Annotated in this window: 15 protein-coding genes; 7 read left to right on the forward strand and 8 right to left on the reverse strand. The window is 35.5% G+C overall.

Translation table 11 applies throughout. The features are described from left to right. The 5 genes from QS62_RS11155 to QS62_RS11175 all read right to left on the reverse strand — a co-directional run. Positions 1 to 628, reverse strand: a 628-nt coding sequence (locus QS62_RS11155; RefSeq protein ID WP_197496305.1) for a restriction endonuclease subunit S, incomplete at its 3' end; no start/stop codon positions are given. 159 nt (positions 629 to 787) lie between these two features. Further along, on the reverse strand, positions 788 to 1,945 hold the full coding sequence (locus tag QS62_RS11160) for a Fic family protein (protein ID WP_197496306.1): 1,158 nt from the start codon (positions 1,943 to 1,945) through the stop codon (positions 788 to 790). 164 nt (positions 1,946 to 2,109) lie between these two features. Beyond that, a complete protein-coding gene (locus QS62_RS11165; protein ID WP_066110186.1) occupies positions 2,110 to 5,334 on the reverse strand; it encodes a type I restriction endonuclease subunit R in 3,225 nt (1,074 codons plus the stop codon). 68 nt (positions 5,335 to 5,402) lie between these two features. Beyond that, entirely contained in the window at positions 5,403 to 5,903 is a 501-nt protein-coding gene (locus tag QS62_RS11170) for a restriction endonuclease subunit S (RefSeq protein WP_066110188.1), read from the reverse strand. Beyond that, a complete protein-coding gene (locus tag QS62_RS11175; RefSeq protein ID WP_197496307.1) occupies positions 5,900 to 6,475 on the reverse strand; it encodes a restriction endonuclease subunit S in 576 nt (191 codons plus the stop codon). Before QS62_RS11175 ends, QS62_RS11170 begins: the two co-directional genes overlap by 4 nt. Positions 6,476 to 6,677: 202 nt before the next feature. Here QS62_RS11175 and gpsA point away from each other — a divergent pair, with 202 nt between their 5' ends. The 5 genes from gpsA to QS62_RS11200 are packed head-to-tail and all read left to right on the forward strand — an operon-like array spanning position 6,678 to position 12,208. After that, on the forward strand, positions 6,678 to 7,682 hold the full coding sequence (gpsA, locus tag QS62_RS11180) for an NAD(P)H-dependent glycerol-3-phosphate dehydrogenase (protein WP_066110192.1): 1,005 nt from the start codon (positions 6,678 to 6,680) through the stop codon (positions 7,680 to 7,682). Positions 7,683 to 7,690: 8 nt separating this feature from the next. Beyond that, positions 7,691 to 8,479 (forward strand): serine O-acetyltransferase, encoded by a 789-nt coding sequence (cysE, locus tag QS62_RS11185; RefSeq protein WP_066110194.1) that lies wholly within the window; start codon positions 7,691 to 7,693, stop codon positions 8,477 to 8,479. A 34-nt stretch (positions 8,480 to 8,513) separates the two neighbouring features. After that, positions 8,514 to 10,877: a ribonuclease R gene (gene rnr / locus QS62_RS11190; RefSeq protein ID WP_066110196.1), complete on the forward strand. Its 2,364-nt coding sequence runs from the start codon at positions 8,514 to 8,516 to the stop codon at positions 10,875 to 10,877. Between the two features lie 14 nt (positions 10,878 to 10,891). Then, complete coding sequence (rlmB, locus tag QS62_RS11195) at positions 10,892 to 11,629, forward strand: 23S rRNA (guanosine(2251)-2'-O)-methyltransferase RlmB (protein ID WP_066110198.1); 738 nt, start codon at positions 10,892 to 10,894, stop codon at positions 11,627 to 11,629. 12 nt (positions 11,630 to 11,641) lie between these two features. Further along, entirely contained in the window at positions 11,642 to 12,208 is a 567-nt protein-coding gene (locus QS62_RS11200) for a DUF5358 domain-containing protein (protein ID WP_066110200.1), read from the forward strand. 44 nt (positions 12,209 to 12,252) lie between these two features. Here the strand turns inward: QS62_RS11200 and QS62_RS11205 are convergent, their stop codons facing one another. Genes QS62_RS11205 through QS62_RS11215 form a run of 3 tightly spaced genes read right to left on the reverse strand, consistent with a single transcriptional unit; the run spans position 12,253 to position 16,980 of the window. Beyond that, positions 12,253 to 13,515 carry an HlyD family efflux transporter periplasmic adaptor subunit gene (locus tag QS62_RS11205; RefSeq protein ID WP_066110202.1) on the reverse strand — a complete coding sequence of 421 codons (1,263 nt, stop codon included), beginning with the start codon at positions 13,513 to 13,515 and terminating at the stop codon, positions 12,253 to 12,255. 18 nt (positions 13,516 to 13,533) lie between these two features. Next, the gene (locus tag QS62_RS11210; protein ID WP_066110204.1) at positions 13,534 to 15,702 is read right to left on the reverse strand and encodes a type I secretion system permease/ATPase; all 2,169 of its coding nucleotides are present in this window, start codon (positions 15,700 to 15,702) and stop codon (positions 13,534 to 13,536) included. Between the two features lie 18 nt (positions 15,703 to 15,720). Continuing rightward, complete coding sequence (locus tag QS62_RS11215) at positions 15,721 to 16,980, reverse strand: TolC family protein (protein ID WP_066110206.1); 1,260 nt, start codon at positions 16,978 to 16,980, stop codon at positions 15,721 to 15,723. Positions 16,981 to 17,474: 494 nt separating this feature from the next. Here QS62_RS11215 and QS62_RS11220 point away from each other — a divergent pair, with 494 nt between their 5' ends. Next, positions 17,475 to 17,948, forward strand: coding sequence for a hypothetical protein (locus QS62_RS11220; protein ID WP_066110208.1), 474 nt, complete (start codon positions 17,475 to 17,477; stop codon positions 17,946 to 17,948). Continuing rightward, positions 17,843 to 19,071: GA-like domain-containing protein (locus tag QS62_RS11225; protein WP_197496308.1), on the forward strand; the 1,229-nt coding region annotated here is incomplete at its 3' end. The genes QS62_RS11220 and QS62_RS11225, both read left to right, overlap by 106 nt.

Consider the following 19,071-nt stretch of genomic DNA (forward strand, 5'->3'; position numbering starts at 1 on the left):
TACACTGTTCCCAAGCGTCAGTAAATTCGGGGAAACGAATTTCAGGAACAGATTGTCCATTTTTTGGAAACATTTTTTGTAGAAGCGATTTTTTAAGGCTTATACTGTTCTCATACTTACGTTTATGAAGAGTAATAAGTTGATCCAGCTGTTGGAAAAAGGATCCGATCTTTTGTTGTTCGGGGAGAGGGGGAATCGTTATTTCAAAAATATCAGTAAAATTCTTTACCACATGAGGTATATTAGGAGTCCGAAATTTTTTAAAAATTAATTCTTGATCCTTTAGTAATGCTTGGTAAATAAATAAATGGGAATAATTTTTATGTAAGGTGTATGCTTTGAGAGTAGACCCTAATACCCCAGAAAAACCTGAAAAAATTTTCCCTGCATTAGAACCATCCCAAATGATTAAAATATCTTTCTTAGAGACGTTCTGTATACCATTAGACAAAAAAACTTTTCCATCATTTAGTCTATTAGCATCTAAATATTCAACATTGCCATCACCTAATTGATTTGCATATGCTTTACCCTTTAATTCTCTATAAACCATATCCCCCAACCTACACTGTTCCCAATCATCAGTGAATTCAGGAAATCGTAATTTTGGTATCTTATTGATTTTCATATTATTTTCCCTATTTAAGTTTGTTGTTAACAAAATCAGCGTAAATCATTTTATTTAAAAAGATGATAACGTATTGATTTTATTTAATTTTAATGACTATCTTTAAAATAGCTATTTTCTAGAACTTATTGTTAGTTCGAGAAAATCAATTTCCTCGAACTAAGGCTGTTGGCTAGTTCGAGATGTGATAAAAATTTCTAAATAATCTTTCATTGTATAAATCTGCCCTCGCTTTTTCCCTGTAATTTCTTGCAAAATATTTAATCGTTCAAAATCTTTAAGTAATGAATTAGCTGTAGATTTTGAAATTTGTAGGCTTTCTTCGATTGTTTGAGCTGTTTGAATGGGATGACGATAGAGTAAATTTAACAGCTGATTGGCAAGTTCAGATCTTTTTCCTAAAGATATGATTTTTTGTTGCGTTTGCTCTCTAAATTTTAAAATACTATGGAATACTTCACAGCCGAGTTTTGCTGTTTCTTCTATACCTTGTAGAAAAAACAATACCCAATGTGTGAGATCGTTACGCAAACGAACAGCCATTAAAGCGTCATAATAGCTATTACGATGACGTTCAAAGAAATCGGAAATATAGAGTGATGGCTTATCTAACATACCATGACTAATAAGATACAGTGGTATCAATAATCGTCCAATACGTCCATTTCCATCTAAAAATGGGTGAATTGTTTCAAATTGATAGTGGCTAATAGCAATACGAATTAAATGAGGTACAAATATTTCATCATTATGCCAAAATCGTTCTAAATCGCTCATTAATAAAGGAACATTTTCGTGTAATGGCGGAATGAAAGCTGCATCATTTAAGTTAGAACCGCCTATCCAATTTTGACTAGTACGAAATTCACCGGGTAATTTTTCTTGCCCTCTAACCGCAGAGATTAATACTTTATGTGTTTGTTTGAGTAAACGGTTAGATAGAGGCAGGTGATTTAATTCGGAAATAGCATTATTCATAGCTTGAATATAGTTTTGTACTTCCTGCCAATCATCACGCTTTTCTGGCACAATTTTATCTTTGGGCATTAATGCTTCATCAAGTTGCGTTTGTGTGCCTTCTATTTTGCTAGAAATTTGTGCTTCTTTGGCAATATGCATTTGAATAAATAAATCTACATCGGGAACAATCAATGAAAAGGCATTCAGTTCTCCTAATGCTTTTGTCGCTTTTTCCAGAGATGTATGAATTTTTGGGGACTCCCAAGTCCATTCTGTATTAATAAGAGTTGGTTCGAAACTTTGATATTGATAACGTTTTACCCACTTTCCAGCTTTAAATTGTTCAATTTTAATCATAAAAGATTCCCTATATAAAAATATTACCTGCTCTCTTTATTAGTTCGAAAAGATAGATTTTCGAAAACTAACTAACCTAGTTAGTTCGAGAAAATTGATTTTCTCAAACTAAAGAATTCTTTTAGTTCAAGAAAAATAATTTCAGCAAACTATTATCTCTCTTTTTAATACCTTACCAACTCATCAGCTAATTGATAAAACGCTATACGCAACTGATTTCGGTATTTGATTTTGCTTAATTCCTGTACTTGTCTATCAGTTGCTAAAGTTTTATATACTTCTGATCCTTGTGTGATGATATGTGTAAGTAATTTATCATCATCTAAATCTTGCTGTTCATAGCGATGGTTGGCAAAAAGCTGTTGCATTTCAGCAGTAGAGATAATGTCGGTAATACCCCAGTGATTACGAAAATCAAGAAATTGACGTTCTGTGGTGTAATTTGCTGCAGTATTAATGACTTGATTAAGTTCATCTGTTTTAAGTTGATATGGCCAATCAGTACTATTTGGATCAGGATATTGTTTGGCCATAATCGCTTTGGTCGCTTGTTTAATTTTTTCAGCGTAAGCAATATCTTCTAAGCCATCAGCAAATTTCTGAATTTCACTGTGAGTATATTCCGCTTCTTGTTGTAAGTTTTGGTGGATTTGGTTAATTAATTGAGCAATGAGTTCACTGAGATAATCATAATCTACCTTAATCTCTTTAAGATGTGCCATTCTTAGCTCAATATCTGTTATTCGACTATCTGTTTTCTCTGCAAGAATACGTTTTAATTCATTAGCTAGGGTAATCGTGAGCATTTTTTCTTGTTCGATAGTCATTCCTAATGCCTCAATTAATGCATCAGGATTGTTGTAATCAAAACCTTCAAATGAGCCATCAATTTCCTCAGATGTATATTGTTTCAACTTAGAAATATGACGACTATATTCACTTAATAATCCAAACATTATTTCTTGTTTTTTTTCTGATTTTGGAACTTCCATAAAAGGTTCGTTACGTATATTTTTACTGAGATTAGCTAGTTGTTGGACGAGCAGTTGAGTTTCTTGTAAAACGTCTTTAAATGGTTTAGCGATAATGCCATCTTTTTCATTCCCTTCTTTGATGGCATCATCACTTTCTCTTGCTTTAATACTAGCTGAATCTTTATTAGCATATATTGCTAAAGCTTCATTCATTAGGCGTTCATTTTGTTTAGGCCAGCGATAATTAATAATTTGTCCGAAAGGTTTTTCTTGCATATCTTGGACACGATTGGTACGAGAATAGGCTTGAATTAAATTCGCATTTTTTAGAATACGATCTACATATAAAGTGTTTAATTCTGGAGCGTCAAAACCAGTGAGTAGTTGATCAACTACAATAACTAGATCAAGATAATTCTTGTCGTAGGTACTTTTATTAAGTCGAGCCATAACATCTTGTGTGTAGTCTTTTACGCTATCTAGTCCAAAAGTGGTGCCGAAGCATTGGTTGTAGTAGTTAATGGCTTCATGTAAATCGTTATTATTTTTCAGCATTTCATCACTATTATCTGTGCTGTAGCTGAAAGTAATTGCCACCTTTAAGGTATTTTGCCCAGCTTGTTGGCGTTCTTGATTAACACGTAAAAATTCGCGGAAATAAAGCATTGCCATAGGTACGCTAGTTCCACTGACGGTTTTAGTGGTAAGCAGAGCATTATATTTGCCATTATTGCTACGGTTTCGCCAATTTTTAAAAATATCTGCTACAACTAATTTGACGTGTTCGTAATTGTTATCGTAAAAGTTTTTATGTAAGGTTTGTTCAATAATTTCTCCTCGAGTACGATCAATATTTTCATCAAATTCTTCTTGGCGGATCTTTTCCATTTCTTGTTCAATTTGTTCATCAGACCAATCTGGATGTTCATTTTTTAGGAGATCACGAATATCAATCGTTGTTTTAAAATCAACTTTGAAACCTAAAACGTTACGATCTGCAATCGCTTCACGAATAGTATAGGCGTGCAATAATTTGCCAAAAATGTCCTCTGTTCGTAAGCCATTAGTTGTGGCATCAAACATTGGTGTACCTGTGTAGCCTACCCAAACAGAGGATTTAAATATTTCTTGGATTTTCTTAAATTCATCGCCTCCTGTTGAGCGGTGAGCTTCATCAACAATGAATACAATATTTTTATTAGGAATTTGATAGTCTTTTCTCGACACTAAACGGCCTAGTTTTTGCACACTGGTAATAATAATATTATTGCTATTTGATGCTAGTTTACGTCTTAAATCCCCAGTATGTTTCGTATCACTTACACTTCCGCCATTTTCACCATCAGGATCATAAGCACGATATTGTTCGTTAGTTTGGTTGGTTAAGGCAATGCGATCAACGACAAATACAACTTTGTCTATATTTGGTAATCGGCTGGCTAACCATGCTGTTTTAAAACTAGTAATAGTTTTACCACTACCAGTTGTATGCCAAATATAACCAATTTTTTTATTCCCCATTGCAAAATCAGTTTGTTTTAAGTTTTCGATTACAGCTTGTGTTGCATATACTTGATATGGACGCATTACCTTAAGCATTTGTTTATTTGGTGTACCGTCTAATATCATATAATTCGTTGCCATTTGGTGTGCCATTGGGATAGACAGCATACTATCGGCAAATTCTCGCCAATCTCTGACAATGCTGTTATCACTACGGCGTTGCCAACTAAAGGCGAAATCTTTATTAAATCGATCTGGGGTGGTGTTTGCCATATAACGAATATTATTGGGGGTAATTGCAACAAGAATTTGCACCGTTGAGAAAATATCACTAAATTGCCCTTCTTCGATATATTGATGCATTTGGTTTAATGCTTCATTAACATCTCGTAAATCTGTTTTTTCTTCAATATGTAGAATTGGTAAACCATTAATTAGTAAAGTAGTATCAAAACGGCGATTTTGTTTACCAGCCATTTTAGCTGGTCGTTGAATTTGATTTACAACTTGATAGACCGTATTGCCAGCACCGATTTGGCGTTGATCAAATACAGTAAGAAAAACATGGCGCCCATCTTCTAAGTCAACTTCAATTTGTGATACCCCATTTAATCCATAAAGGAATTGTCCTGCTTCATAAGGAGTATGTAATTGATTAATTTGCTGTTTTACTTGTTCAAATTCTGTAGGAGTTAATGGATGATAAAGAATATCTTGATTAAGTTGTTCTAAAATCTTTTTAAAATTTTCCCAGAGTTGATCTGTAGTTTTTATATCAGGTTCGTATCGCCATAATTTTTGTTTTAAATAATTTGCATTTGGTTCGTTGGCGGTTGTAGTCGGATTTACAACACTAACTTTTCCTGTAGATAAATAATGGATTAACGCAGTTTCAAATTGTGTTTCGTTCATAGATGAGTCCTTAATTAAATACAAAATTATTAGAATTGCAGTGTTGTAAGGTTTTCGTTGGTTTTAACTTATACTTTATGAAGAGTAATAAGCTGATCCAGTTGTTGGAAAAAGGATCCGATCTTTTGTTGTTCGGAGATGGATGGGATACTGAGAGTTAACTCAGTAAGCATATTCATAACAATATAAGGGATGTTTCCAGTTCTAGCTTCTTCAGCAATTTTTTTTGGTAATTTTTTGCCAATTATATGAAATAAAAAGAGGCGATTTGCTTGAAAGGTACTTAACACATAAGTTCTTTGATATGCATTAAATTCACCATCTGCCAAATGCATATATCCAATAGTGGCTCCATTTCCTGCAATTGTGATTGCAGGGCCAGTGAAGGCTGCAGTATCAATACGATATTTTTTTATACCTGAAGTATAAAAATCATATTTTCCATTATCAACCATTGCGTTGGCATCAAGTTTTCCTGTAGTAATTTTACATAATTTCCCCAACCTACACTGTTCCCAAGCGTCTGTAACTATAGATAATTTTAATTTTTCTATCTTATTGTTTTTCATTTATTTTTCTCTTGTTTAATTAAATTATTGAGGGAACTAAGTAAGTATTGGTTTTCACGTTCAATCAGTCTGTTTTTAAGAGTCATTAAACGGTTCTGTGACATATAAATTTTTCCAATTGCTTGTTGTATAGATAAATCAGGAAGCGTTTTGAGTTCTAATTGACGTAATTGATTTAATGTATATTTCAATACTTGTGATCCTTGCATACTTGCAGCAAATTGGTGTTTAACGTCTTGATCGCAATTAATCAGATATACTAAAAAATTCTTATCAATTATTGGGTTGGGTAATAAAACGGCATAATTTTGTGAGTAAATATAGCCAGAACGAGCAGCTTGCACACGAGCAGCTGTACCTGAGATTAGACTAAAAATAATATCTCCAGTTTTAACAGTAGATACTTTATCATAGGTTCGAAGAAGTTTATTTTCTATACAAACGGACGTTATCCCTAAATCTGCTTGTAAATCATTTTGGCTATAAACAGAATAAGAAGGTGCTGAAAAATCTTCTTCTATACGAGAGAAAGGTATTCCACTAGAAATAGTAAGGATATCTTTAAATTTCATTATGTACTTTCAAAAAATTACAGAATGTTTGTATATTAGTGAATGAATAGTTGCTTGTCAAGTGTATTTGTGATTTAATGAAATTACATTTTTTATTGGTGTATTAAACTTATTTCTATATTTAACAAAATCTTCTTGCAATCCTCTCGCTTTCGTCTATTTTTTTCCATTGATTAAAAGCAAAAATTTTAAGGTGACTACGATGACAGAATTTCCACCTATTGCCGTTATTGGCGCTGGTTCGTATGGCACAGCATTAGCAATCGCTTTGTCGAGAAATGGTTTTCCGACCATTCTTTGGGGGCGTAATAAAACTGAAATTGAAACAATGGCGTTGCAACGAGAAAATCAGCGTTTTCTGCCAGGTGTGACTTTCCCAGAAGCGTTGCAATTGGAGAGTGATTTGGCAACAACAATGCGAGTTGCTCGAGATATCTTATTAGTGGTACCGAGCCATGTATTTGCCGATGTGTTACAACAAATTAAGCCGTTTTTGCTACCAAAACATCGTATTATTTGGGCAAGTAAAGGCTTAGAACATGATAGTGGTCGGTTACTGCACCAAGTAGCGGAAGAAATTATTGGCAATACTTATCCATTAGCCGTCTTATCTGGTCCAACTTTTGCGAAAGAGTTAGCGATGGGATTACCAACTGCGATTGTCTTGTCTTCTGCAGATGAACAGTTTGCCAAGGAGTTACAAGAACGTATTCATTGTAGTAAGCATTTTCGTGTTTATCTCAATAGCGATATGATTGGCGTGCAGCTCGGCGGGGCAATCAAAAATGTGATTGCGATTGGTGCAGGTGTTTCCGATGGTATTGGTTATGGTGCTAATGCCAGAACGGCATTAATTACGCGTGGTTTAGCAGAGATTTCTCGTTTAGGTGCATCATTAGGTGCTGAACCACAAACCTTTATGGGTATGGCTGGATTAGGCGATTTAGTCTTGACTTGTACTGATAACCAATCGCGTAATCGTCGTTTTGGAATGATGATAGGGCAAGGTTATAGTGTTGAACAGGCAATGCAAGAGATTGGACAAGTAGTCGAAGGGTATTACAATACGCAAGAAGCTTATCGTTTGGCACAACGTCAGCAAGTGGAAATGCCAATTGTGGAACAGATTTATCAAATGTTATTTTGTGGTTTGACTGCCACTGAGGCAGCAAGGAATTTGCTTGCTAGAGAGAAGAAAAGTGAGTAGGAGAATTTATGTCAACATTATTGCAACGAATTTGGCAAAGTATTCGTGAAGAAGCAGCATTATTAGTGGAACAAGAACCCTCTTTAGCGAGTTTTTTTCATTCGACAATTTTAGCACATCAACATTTAGGCACAGCGCTTAGCTATATTTTGGCCAATAAACTCTCAAGCACGACAATGCCGGCGATCTCTTTACGTGAGATTATTGATGAAGTTTATCATGACAATCCAAAGATTATTGAAAGTGCAGCCTGTGATATTGAAGCAGTTAGAATGCGTGATCCGGCGGTGGAGTTGTATTCAACACCGTTACTCTATTTAAAAGGATTTCATGCGTTGCAAAGTTATCGTATTACACACTGTTTATGGCAGCAGCAACGTAAAGCGTTAGCTATCTATTTACAGAATCAGATTTCGGTTGCGTTTGATGTAGATATTCATCCTGCGGCTGAAATTGGTAAAGGGATTATGTTGGATCATGCAACCGGTATTGTGATTGGCGAAACTTCAGTAGTCGAAAATGATGTTTCAATTTTGCAAGATGTAACCTTAGGTGGAACAGGAAAAGAAGTTGGCGATCGTCATCCAAAAGTACGTAGAGGAGTGATGATTGGTGCCGGTGCCAAAATTTTAGGTAATATCGAAGTAGGTGCCTATGCGAAAATTGGTGCGTGTTCAGTAGTGTTACATCCTGTACCAGAGTATTCAACTGTCGCTGGTGTACCAGCTAAGGTGATTAGCAGAGATAAACAAGCTAAGCCAGCGTTAGAAATGAATCAATATTTTAATTGTGAATAGATTTTTATATCTATTTTAAATCAAGGAGTTAAAAATGCAGTATCAAGATCCTCACTATGCGGAAGAAGTTGAAAAATATGGTAATCCGATCCCAAGTCGTGAGCTGATCCTCACTGTTATCCGCGATCATAATGCTCCAATGAGCAAAGAAGAACTTTTGCATATTTTAGAGATTAACGATCCAGAGTTACAGGAAGCAATGCGTCGTCGTTTACGCGCGATGGAAAATGATGGGCAGTTAGTTTTTACTAAACGCAAACGGTATGCTTTGCCAGAAAGATTAGATTTATTGAAAGGAACTGTCATTGGTCATAAAGATGGTTATGGTTTTTTGCAGGTTGATGGTTCTAAGGACGATTGGTTTATTCCCAATGGTCAGATGCAAAAAGTATTGCATGATGATTATGTGCTAGCACAACCAAATGGTTTTGATCGACGCGGACGAAAAGAAGTCCGTATTGTTCGTGTATTGGAACGACGTAAAAAACAGATTGTAGGTCGTTTCTTCCTTGAAGATGGTATTGGCTATGTAGTACCAGATGATAGTCGAATTAATCACGATATTGTGATTCCAAATGAATATCGTGCCAGTGCCAGAATGGGGCAAGTTGTTGTTGTAGAATTAAAAAATACAGAAAAGGGGATTTCTCGTTTAAGCGGAAGAATTACCGAAGTGCTCGGTGAGAATATGGCGAAAGGAATGGAAGTGGAAATTGCAATTCGTAATTACGATATTCCACATGTTTGGCCTGATGCTGTACAAAAACAGATTGTAGAGCTTACTGAAACTGTTGCCGAGAAAGATAAAAAAGGACGTGTAGATTTACGTGATTTGCCGTTGGTAACTATTGATGGTGAAGATGCACGCGATTTTGATGATGCAGTTTTCTGTCAAAAACGTGAAGGTGGCTGGACATTATGGGTAGCGATTGCCGATGTTAGCTATTATGTACGTCCACATACCGCTCTGGATCAAGAAGCACGCCAACGCGGTAATTCGGTGTACTTCCCAAGTCGCGTAGTGCCGATGCTGCCAGAGGTATTATCGAATGGTTTGTGTTCTTTAAATCCACAAGTAGATCGCCTTTGTATGGTTTGTGAGATTCAACTTTCTAATAAAGGAAGGATTCAGCAATATCAATTTTATGAAGCAGTAATGAATTCACATGCGCGTTTAACCTATAGCAAAGTGTGGCGTATTTTGCAGGGTGATGAAGAACTTTGCGAACGGTATCAAACCTTAGTACCACATTTGCAAGAGTTATATGCGATGTTTAAGGTGTTATTGGCTGCGCGGCATAAACGTGGTGCAATTGATTTTGAAACCATTGAAACTAAATTTATTTTTAATGATCTTGGCAAAATTGAACGTATTGAACCAGTAGAGCGTAATGATGCACATAAAGTGATTGAAGAGTGTATGATTCTGGCCAATATTTGTGCTGCGCATTTTATGGAACAACATCAAGAGCCGGCGTTATACCGGATTCATTCGTTACCTGGTGAAGAAAAATTAATGTCATTCCGCAGTTTTTTACGTGAGTGCGGTTTAGCATTAGATGGCGGTCTAAAACCAACGCCAGCGGATTATGCAAAATTGATGGAACAAGTGCGAGAACGTCCAGACAAAGAATTGATTCAAACAATGTTGCTACGTTCATTAAGTCAGGCGGTATATAGCGGTGATAATATTGGACACTTTGGTTTAGCCTTGACAGAATATGCACATTTTACTTCACCGATTCGTCGTTACCCTGATTTGTCATTACATCGTGGTATTAAATATTTATTAGCAAAAGAACAAGGTTCAAGCAAACGTACAACTAAAGGCGGCGGCTATCATTACACTTTAGATGAAATTGATTTATTAGGTGATCACTGTTCAATGACAGAACGGCGAGCCGATGAAGCGACTAGAGATGTTGCGGATTGGTTGAAATGTGAATTTATGCAAGATCATGTTGGTGAAGTATTTGAAGGCACAATTTCCAGCGTGATGGGATTTGGTTTCTTTGTCCGATTAGATACGCTGTTTATTGATGGTTTAGTGCATATTTCGACTTTAGATAACGATTATTATCGTTTCGATCCAAGTGGTCAGCGCTTGATTGGTGAAAATAGCGGTGTACTTTATCGAATTGGCGATAAAGTTACTGTGCGAGTCGAGGCAGTAAGCCTTGATGAAAAGACGGTCGATTTCTCTTTAGTATCAACAACTCGTCAGCCTAGACGTCTAGGCAAAACAGAGAAGGATCGTTTATTGAAAAATATGCGTTATGCGGAAAGTTTACAAAAACGGTTACGTAAGCAAACGAATATTGATGAGAATAAACGCAAAGAGAAAAAGAAGAGAACAGCGAAAAAGGCAAAACGTAATAAAAGCAAAAAACGTAAGTAATTTGAGAATAAGCAATGAGTGAACAAATTTATGGTATCCACGCGGTGTCAGCAGTATTAGCGACAACGCCAGAGCGATTAATTGAAGTATTGGTATTAAAAGGGCGTGAAGATAAACGTCTATTGCCTTTATTGGCGGAGTTAAATCAGTTAGGTATTACGGTACAATATTTAACCCGCCAAGCCTTAGATAAAAAGGCTAACGGTGAAGTACATCAAGGCATTATTGCGAGAGTGCAAGCGCCAAAAGAATATGCTGAAAATGATCTTTATACCTTATTAAACGAGAAAAAACAGCCGTTATTGTTAGTGTTAGATGGCATTACCGATCCGCATAATTTAGGTGCTTGTTTGCGTACTGCAGATGCGGCTGGGGTTGATGCAGTGATTGTGCCGCGAGATAAGTCAGCACAACTTACTTCAGTAGCACGTAAAGTGGCTTGTGGTGCGGCAGAAGTTGTTCCTCTTATTCGTGTTACTAATCTTGCTCGTACCTTAAAGACTTTACAGGAAGAGTATAATGTTTGGGTGGTTGGCACAGCTGGTGAAGCTGAAAGCTCAATTTATCAAGCAAAATTGACTGGTGCGATTGCATTAGTGATGGGGGCGGAAGGCGATGGTATGCGCCGTTTGACCCGAGAGCATTGCGATCAATTAGTGAGTATTCCAATGCAAGGTTCAGTCTCTTCATTGAATGTGTCGGTAGCGACAGGTGTTTGTTTATTTGAAATTGTTAGACAAAATTTAAATTAAGCGGATATTTTTATGTTAAAAAAACTGTTTTTTTCAGCCTCAATCCTTTTATTAGCGAGTTGTGCATCACAAGATATGGATACCTATCCGGCAGAATATGCGAATGCAGATTATGAATTGAGTAATGAAGATGCTCAACGTTGGGTAGTTGCTAGTCGTCAAGTAGAACAGTGTATTTATCCAAATTTAACTCGTATTCAGCAAGAGCATTTTTCTAAAGAGGATGCTTATATTCACTCACAATATGTCTATTTCTATCCATTAGAAGATATTATTGGTGCAGAATATGTGAAAATGATCCAAAAAGATGAAAAATCAATGGGATATGCGCAGTATCAATTTAAAAAGTTTAAGCAAACTCCTTTTGAACCTATGCCTGCCGCAGATTGTGCAACTTTAAGGGTGAAAGCGCGTGATGATCTGAAAGTCGTCAAAGGTCAATATCAAAGTGGTATGGCGATAGATGAAGCTAAGAATACAGGTAGTGATAGTAAGAAAAATCCTGATGGTATCGCGACCAATGAAAATAAATTCTTCTTTGATATTATCAAATGGGGTTCAGCATTATTATTGTTATAGTAGGTAAAAATGGGCTGAATATAAAATCAGCCCATTTTCAATATTTAGCGTTCTTGAAGAGCTTGTTTCATTCTAGTAATTGGCTTAATTAGATATTGAAAAATGGTTTTTTCGCCAGTTTTAATATCTATTGTCGCTATCATTCCAGGTAATACAGGTAATTCGTGACCATTTTTATCAGTGAGATGGCTTCCAGTTGTTCTTACTAACACACGATAAAAAGAGTTATTTGGATTTAAATTCAAATCACTGGCTTGACGTTTATCTTGTAAAGTACTTGGACTTAATAAAGTAACTACCCCGTCTAAACCACCATAAATGGCGTAATCATATGCAGTAAGTTTTACTACTGCTTTCATACCAGGACGAATATAAGCTACATCTTTTGGATTTATATATGCCTCAACAAGTAAGTTATCTTCTACTGGAACAATTTCCATAATATCTTGCCCAGCTGAGATTACACCACCAATTGTATTAACACGAATATTTTTAACGATACCCTTTAATGGTGCACGCAAAAGGGAACGTTCTACAGGATCTGCTCGAGCAGCAAGGTTTTCTTTTGCTTGATCTAAATCACCTTGAATTCTAACTAATTCATTGCTGGCATCAGTAATGTATTTATGTTCACGTTCAGAGATCTGTAATGCCATATCGTTAGCAGAACGCTTCATTCTAAGTAGTTCTACCTGAGAGACTGCCCCTTTATTAACCATTGGTTCAGTAAGGGAAATTTCTGCATCAAGAAGATCTTTACTTTCGCGCAAAGTTTTTAATGCTTCATTTAGGGCATCTTTCTTTGCTTGATAAACACCTAGTTCTCTCTCTTTCATTTCAGTTGGAATATTGTCAGGAAATACAGGGGTTTTACCAGCAATTTCTGCTTTTAAACGAATAGCAATGGCTTCTAGATTATCTACTTTAGCTTGCGTTTCACGTAAAATAGCAGAACTCCGAGTATCGTCTAGTTTAAGTAATACTTGTCCTTTTTCTACAAGATCACCTTCTTTAACCATCATTTTATCTAAAATACCAGGATCTAAACTTTGAATAATTTGCTCACGACTATTTGGGATAATAGTGCCTTGCCCTCTAGTCACTTCTTCGATCTTACTAAAATAAGACCATACAACGAAAACAACAAGAAATGCACCTAATAACCATATCATTGCAAATAAATTTGTATGTTTTTCTTCTTGTAGTGAAGCATGTAGATCATTAAGTAAGCGTAGATCTTTACTGGATATTTTTTCACTTGTTTTTAAATCAGTTTGTTTTTGAGAGTTCTCTTTTTTACTGGTCATTGTCATTTACTCTAAATATCAACTTTTTTGTGGAGCTACTAGCTCTGCTTGATTCTGCTCTGAAGTCTGTGTTGGAGATGATAATTTTTTTAAAACTACTGCTTTTGGTCCATCCATAATAACTTTGCCATTTTCAACTACAACGATTCTATTCACCAATTGCAATACCTGTGGTCGATGTGTAACAACTACCAAAGTTTTATTTTGTATCCATTTTGATAAAGCAATTAATGCTTGTTGTTCGTGATATTGATCTAATCCTGTAGTAGGTTCGTCTAATAAAACTACTTTAGGATCTTTCAGGGTCATTCTGGCTAAAGCAACGGCTTGTTTTTGTCCACCAGATAAGCCTAAACCATTTTCACCTAAGTACATATCTAGCCCTCTGGGATGAGATTGCACTAAATTTAATAAACCAAATTTTTGGAGAGCAGATAAGAGAACTTGATCTGATGGAAAAGAATCCATTCTTCCAATATCAAGATTTTCTCGTAGTGTACCCAAAAATAAACGTGGATTTTGTTCTAATAGTAAAACCTGATTACGTAGAAAATAGGGATCTAATTGTTGTAAATTAATACTATCTAAAGTTATATTCCCTACACTAGGTTCATATAACCCCACACCTAATTTTAATGCAGTTGACTTTCCACTACCAATTTTGCCAAGAATTCCAACTTTTTCTCCAGGTTGAATAGTTAAATTAAAGTTGTCCAATGCTAATTGGCTATCTTTTTGGTACTTAAAGCTAACTTGCTTAAACTGTAAGTGCCCAGTCACTTGCTTTAAACTGACATAATCTCTATCGCTAGACTTATCAATTGGTCGTGAGACGATAGCATCAACCCCTTTTAAAGCTAGCCAAGCTTGTTGAAATCGAGTTGCTAATCCAGCAATTTGTCCTAGTGGTGCTAACGCTCTACCAGAAAGAATTACTGATGCAATTAATGCTCCCATTGTAATACGAGATGCTGGATCATTACTGTGGATTAAATAGGTTCCAAATAATACTAGGATTACAGTGTTTAATTGTTGTAATGCAGTAATGAGGTTAATGACAAAATTGCTTGTATCTTTTACTTTGATAGAAGCATAAGATGTTTTAGCAGTATAATGATCCCAACGCTTCTGTGCCCAAGACATTGCATTGTTATTCTTAATAGTTTCTATACCTTCTATCGCTTCTACAGCCAATCCTTGTCGTTGGGAGGACTCTCGCATTGATTCATTAATTGCTTTGGAGAGAGGTGCTTGTGCGAAGATACCGATAATAATAACAATTGGAATAATAATAGCCGGAACTAAGGCTAATTTTCCGCCAACTAGTGCGATAACACTAATAAATAGGAGTAAAAAAGGGAGATCAACAATAGTAAGTAAGCTAGCACTGGTAAGAAACTCCCTAACTGATTCAAAATCACGTAAGTTATTAGCATAAGAGCCAGCAGAGGCGGGACGATCTTGTAATTTTAGTGCCATTACACGTCGAAATAGCATAGAACTAATAATTAGATCTGCTTTTTTACCAGCTATATCAGTGAGATGCCCCCGAATCATTTTGGCCATAAATTCAAATAGAATAGCTAGAAACACACCAATACTTAGCACCCATAAAGTTTCATAGGCTTGATTTGGAATAACACGATCATAAACATTCATCACATATAACGAACTGATCAGTGCAAGTAGATTGATGATGAAAGTTGAAATAATAACTTGATAATAATATTTTTTAAATCGCCAAATAATTTTGAAAAACCATGTTTTTGGTAAAGAATATTCTGGTAACTCTGAACGAATATCTTTTTCTAAACGGGGTTTTATAAACCAGCAATAACCAATATATTTTTCTGCTAATTCTGTTTCAGATAGTTGATAAATAATGCCATCTACTTGAGTAATCGTATAAACACGAGTGTGATTATCATCTGTATTAATATTAGTGATAACAGCAGCTTCTTCATTATGTAATATTATCAATACAGGAACAGCTAATGATGGAATATCTGATAAAAGGCGTTGAGAAATACTATTTTCAAATCCTTCACTGCGTAAATATTCACAAAGAGAAGAAAAGTCAATACTATTTCCTTGACGACGAATAGTGTGTGAAGCTAGTGTAGGTACAGATAGTGGTGAACCTAGTAACTGAGTAATTAGTGCAATATTTTCAATGATTAGTTTCATAATGTTACTTACTCTCTATTATTTTAAATCCAAAGCCCATTTATATGTCATTCCTTGAGAATAAAGGTAATCTAAAAAAGAATGACGAAATTGATACTCAGTAGTAACTTTATTTAATTCTGCGCTTAATAATTCATTTTCTGCATTTAATAAATCAAGAAGAGAACGTTTTGCAATAGAAAATTGTAACTTATAATATTGAGTAACTTCATATAATGAATTAACTTGCTTTGATAGTGTTTTAATTTGTTTATTATATTCATCTAAATTAATTAAAGCCGTTCTATTCTTTTCCTGTAGATCTAAAACAGTTTGTTCTAAACGATTTTTCTCTGCACTTAACATTTGTGCTTTTTCTTGCACACTATAAGAATTTGAACGATTAAATACATCCCAAGAAACGTTAAGATAAACTTGTCGATCATCTTTAGTTACCTGACCAATAATATCTAATTTTGGATAATGACTAGCTTTCTCGGCTTCTACGCTTGCTTGAGCAGTTTTTATTTTTGCATTTGCAGCTTGATATGAAGGGTGTAAGCGTTGCGATTGAGAATAACGTTTTTCTAATAAAGATCGAGTCATAGTCGCAAAAGGATCTAAAACACTATCTCTAGTAATCTTCGTACCAGAGTAACGTTGTAACTGACTTAAAGTATCTTGTAATTCACGTTGGGTTGCGTTTATCTGCTGTTCTACCGCAAATAACCGAGCTTGAGCTTGTACAAATTCAGAACGTCTTCCTTCATCATTATCAGCAATGGCGCCAATTTCTTGAATAATACTTTGCAAACGAATAAGACCTTTTGATTGAGCTGCAATTGTATCTTTGTATCGTAATGCCATTAAATAGAGTTCTGTAATTTTATAGGTAAGGTTTTCTTTGGTTTCATCGTATTTATAACGAAAAGATTCTTCATTTGCAGTAGAGTGAGCAATTTTTTTATCTACCGCACCGAAAGAATAAATGTTCATTGTGGCTGAAACACCAGGAGTAAATTTATGAGTATTGTGATCGATATTATCTGATCTTGAATAATTTTCTAAAGATTGGCGGCCAAATACTGACAAGGTTGGGTAATGCTCGGAAATAGCTTGCTCAGTTTGACTGTGTGCAATCAAAGTTTCAGTTTTAGCCTCAAGTAGTTCTGGATCTTTTGCAAAAGCATATTCAAGAATTTGCTTAAGTTTTATCTTTTCCGCTGAATATGCAGTAGTAATATTTAATAAATAAAATAGGAAAATTAGTATTAAATATATTAGAGATCTATTTACCATATAAATTCTCCATTTGAAGTAGTTCTTGCTGGTTACAATCTTACCTATAAATAAAATTCGCGGATTATAGAGTAAATTTACATGTATTCATACACTTTTTATAAACTATTATGTAAATAAGTTGTTTCTTTTTATCGATTTTTTAGTAAAAAAATAGGTTCTTTATTAAAAAATCCTTAAATTATAAATACTTATAAATGTTATAAAGTTTAACTTTTATATTTAATTGAATAAAAATTAACCATATTTCTGTATAGTATACGTTACTATAATTTAAAGTATTGAATTTTTACTTTTTTTAAGTAAAATTCGATGACTATTTCTCTTAAGCACTTAAGTATTATTCATATCTAAAAAATAGTGATTCTAAGTGTGTTATATAGGGGAGGATAGAACCTTTTAGTGTAGAAAAATTAATAATACTTCTGTTGTTTTGAGTAATTAATTCTCGCTAAAAATATTATTGGTATATGTAACTTTAGGGAATTTTTTATATGGATCTATTATTAAAAATTAAGAAGACTAAAATCACGATAAAGCCTGGGAAAACCCACGTTGAAAACGCTGTGCCAGGAGAAACTTATCAATTGGTTGATCCAAAAACAGGAAAAACACCAGAACATATCAAAACGAGTCGCAATGGATATGATCTAGTTTTACACAATGAACAAGACAATAGCGAAGTTATTATCAAAGATTTTTGGAAAAACTGCACAGAAGAACAACAGTGTTTTGCTGCATTAGACGTTCCGGCTAGTGAAGGTGTTGAGGCAGGACAAGTAATTATTACACAGGTAGATCATGAACTTACCGCATTTACCGCAGGTGAAGTAGGTACAATTAGTGAAAGTCATGCAGGTTTATGGTGGTCATTAGGAGGTCTAGCTGGCTTAGGTACACTATTAGGTGGTTTATCCCTAGGTGGGGGGGGGAATCCTCAAGTTCATCTAACACTTCAAATCAAGTAAATTCTCCAACCGAAAATAACAATTCAGGTAATAACACCGCTATTGATGCAAATAATAACGGTACTCCAGACAATCAAGAAAATCTCGTAGAAAAAGCGATCCAAGACGCAAAAGATGCCGCAGCTGCCGCCAAAAAAGCGATCGATGATGCAAAAGCAGATGGTGTAGTGACGCCAGCGGAGAAAGATGTTATCGATCAAGCGATTAGCAATGCAGCCGACAAAAAAGCAGATGCGCAAACTGCAGTAAAAGACTTACCAGACAATAGCTACAAAACTAACAAAGATACTGAAGTCAAAGGAATAGATGTACCAGAAACAGTAACAGCAACTGATACAAATGACGTTGAAGCGAAGATCAAAGCGGCGCAAGATGCGGCGGCAGCCATTCCAGAAAAAGCAGATACAAATGGTGATGGCATTATCGATGCAGATGAAGCAGAAACTTATAACAACCTAGTCAACACAGCTAAGGAAGCGAAAGAGAACGCACAAAAAGCTGTAGATGGGTTGCCGGATGGAAGTTATAAATCAGATAAAGGCGATGAGGTTGAGGCGATCACCATTCCAAAATCAGTGGTAGCAAATGATCAAGAGTCATTAGACAAAGCAATTCAAGAAGCGAAAGATGCTGCTACAGCCGCTCAAGAGCTAATTAATCAAGCCCAAGAAGATGGACGTATTACACCAAAAGAAAAGGAAGACATTGATAAAGCGATTGAGGACGCAAAAGATAAAAAAGAAGATGCGCAAACAGCGGTAGATAATTTACCAGATGGTGAGTACAAAGACGGTAAAGCCGATGAAGTTAAAGCCATTGATGTTCCAGATACAGTTGTTGTTACAGACAAAAATGATAATGGCAAACTAGACACAGAGGAAGTAGCGGATGCGAAGCCATTAGTGGATAAAGCGGCAGAAGATAAAGAGAAGTATGACACTGAGTTAGCGAAAGCGAATGCCGACGGCAAGATTACCTCAGATGAGTACAGCACTTTAGAAGGCTTGAAAGCGACAGCGGATGCATCTCATCAAGCAGCGCAAGACGCGGTGGATGGTATTCCAGAAGGAACCGCAGGTAAAGCTGACTTAGTCACCCGCTTAACAACAGGCGATGCGGCACC

The sequence above is a fragment of the Gallibacterium salpingitidis genome (assembly GCF_001678495.1).
Classification (GTDB): domain Bacteria; phylum Pseudomonadota; class Gammaproteobacteria; order Enterobacterales; family Pasteurellaceae; genus Gallibacterium; species Gallibacterium salpingitidis.

What these genes read in the sequence shown, in the direction of transcription:
- QS62_RS11160 (WP_197496306.1), bottom strand. Translation starts at nt 1,945, where the DNA reads ATGATTAAAATTGAACAATTTAAAGCTGGAAAGTGGGTAAAACGTTAT.
- QS62_RS11165 (WP_066110186.1), bottom strand. Translation starts at nt 5,334, where the DNA reads ATGAACGAAACACAATTTGAAACTGCGTTAATCCATTATTTATCTACA.
- QS62_RS11170 (WP_066110188.1), bottom strand. Translation starts at nt 5,903, where the DNA reads ATGAAAAACAATAAGATAGAAAAATTAAAATTATCTATAGTTACAGAC.
- QS62_RS11175 (WP_197496307.1), bottom strand. Translation starts at nt 6,475, where the DNA reads ATGAAATTTAAAGATATCCTTACTATTTCTAGTGGAATACCTTTCTCT.
- gpsA (WP_066110192.1), top strand. Translation starts at nt 6,678, where the DNA reads ATGACAGAATTTCCACCTATTGCCGTTATTGGCGCTGGTTCGTATGGC.
- cysE (WP_066110194.1), top strand. Translation starts at nt 7,691, where the DNA reads ATGTCAACATTATTGCAACGAATTTGGCAAAGTATTCGTGAAGAAGCA.
- rnr (WP_066110196.1), top strand. Translation starts at nt 8,514, where the DNA reads ATGCAGTATCAAGATCCTCACTATGCGGAAGAAGTTGAAAAATATGGT.
- rlmB (WP_066110198.1), top strand. Translation starts at nt 10,892, where the DNA reads ATGAGTGAACAAATTTATGGTATCCACGCGGTGTCAGCAGTATTAGCG.
- QS62_RS11200 (WP_066110200.1), top strand. Translation starts at nt 11,642, where the DNA reads ATGTTAAAAAAACTGTTTTTTTCAGCCTCAATCCTTTTATTAGCGAGT.
- QS62_RS11205 (WP_066110202.1), bottom strand. Translation starts at nt 13,515, where the DNA reads ATGACCAGTAAAAAAGAGAACTCTCAAAAACAAACTGATTTAAAAACA.
- QS62_RS11210 (WP_066110204.1), bottom strand. Translation starts at nt 15,702, where the DNA reads ATGAAACTAATCATTGAAAATATTGCACTAATTACTCAGTTACTAGGT.
- QS62_RS11215 (WP_066110206.1), bottom strand. Translation starts at nt 16,980, where the DNA reads ATGGTAAATAGATCTCTAATATATTTAATACTAATTTTCCTATTTTAT.
- QS62_RS11220 (WP_066110208.1), top strand. Translation starts at nt 17,475, where the DNA reads ATGGATCTATTATTAAAAATTAAGAAGACTAAAATCACGATAAAGCCT.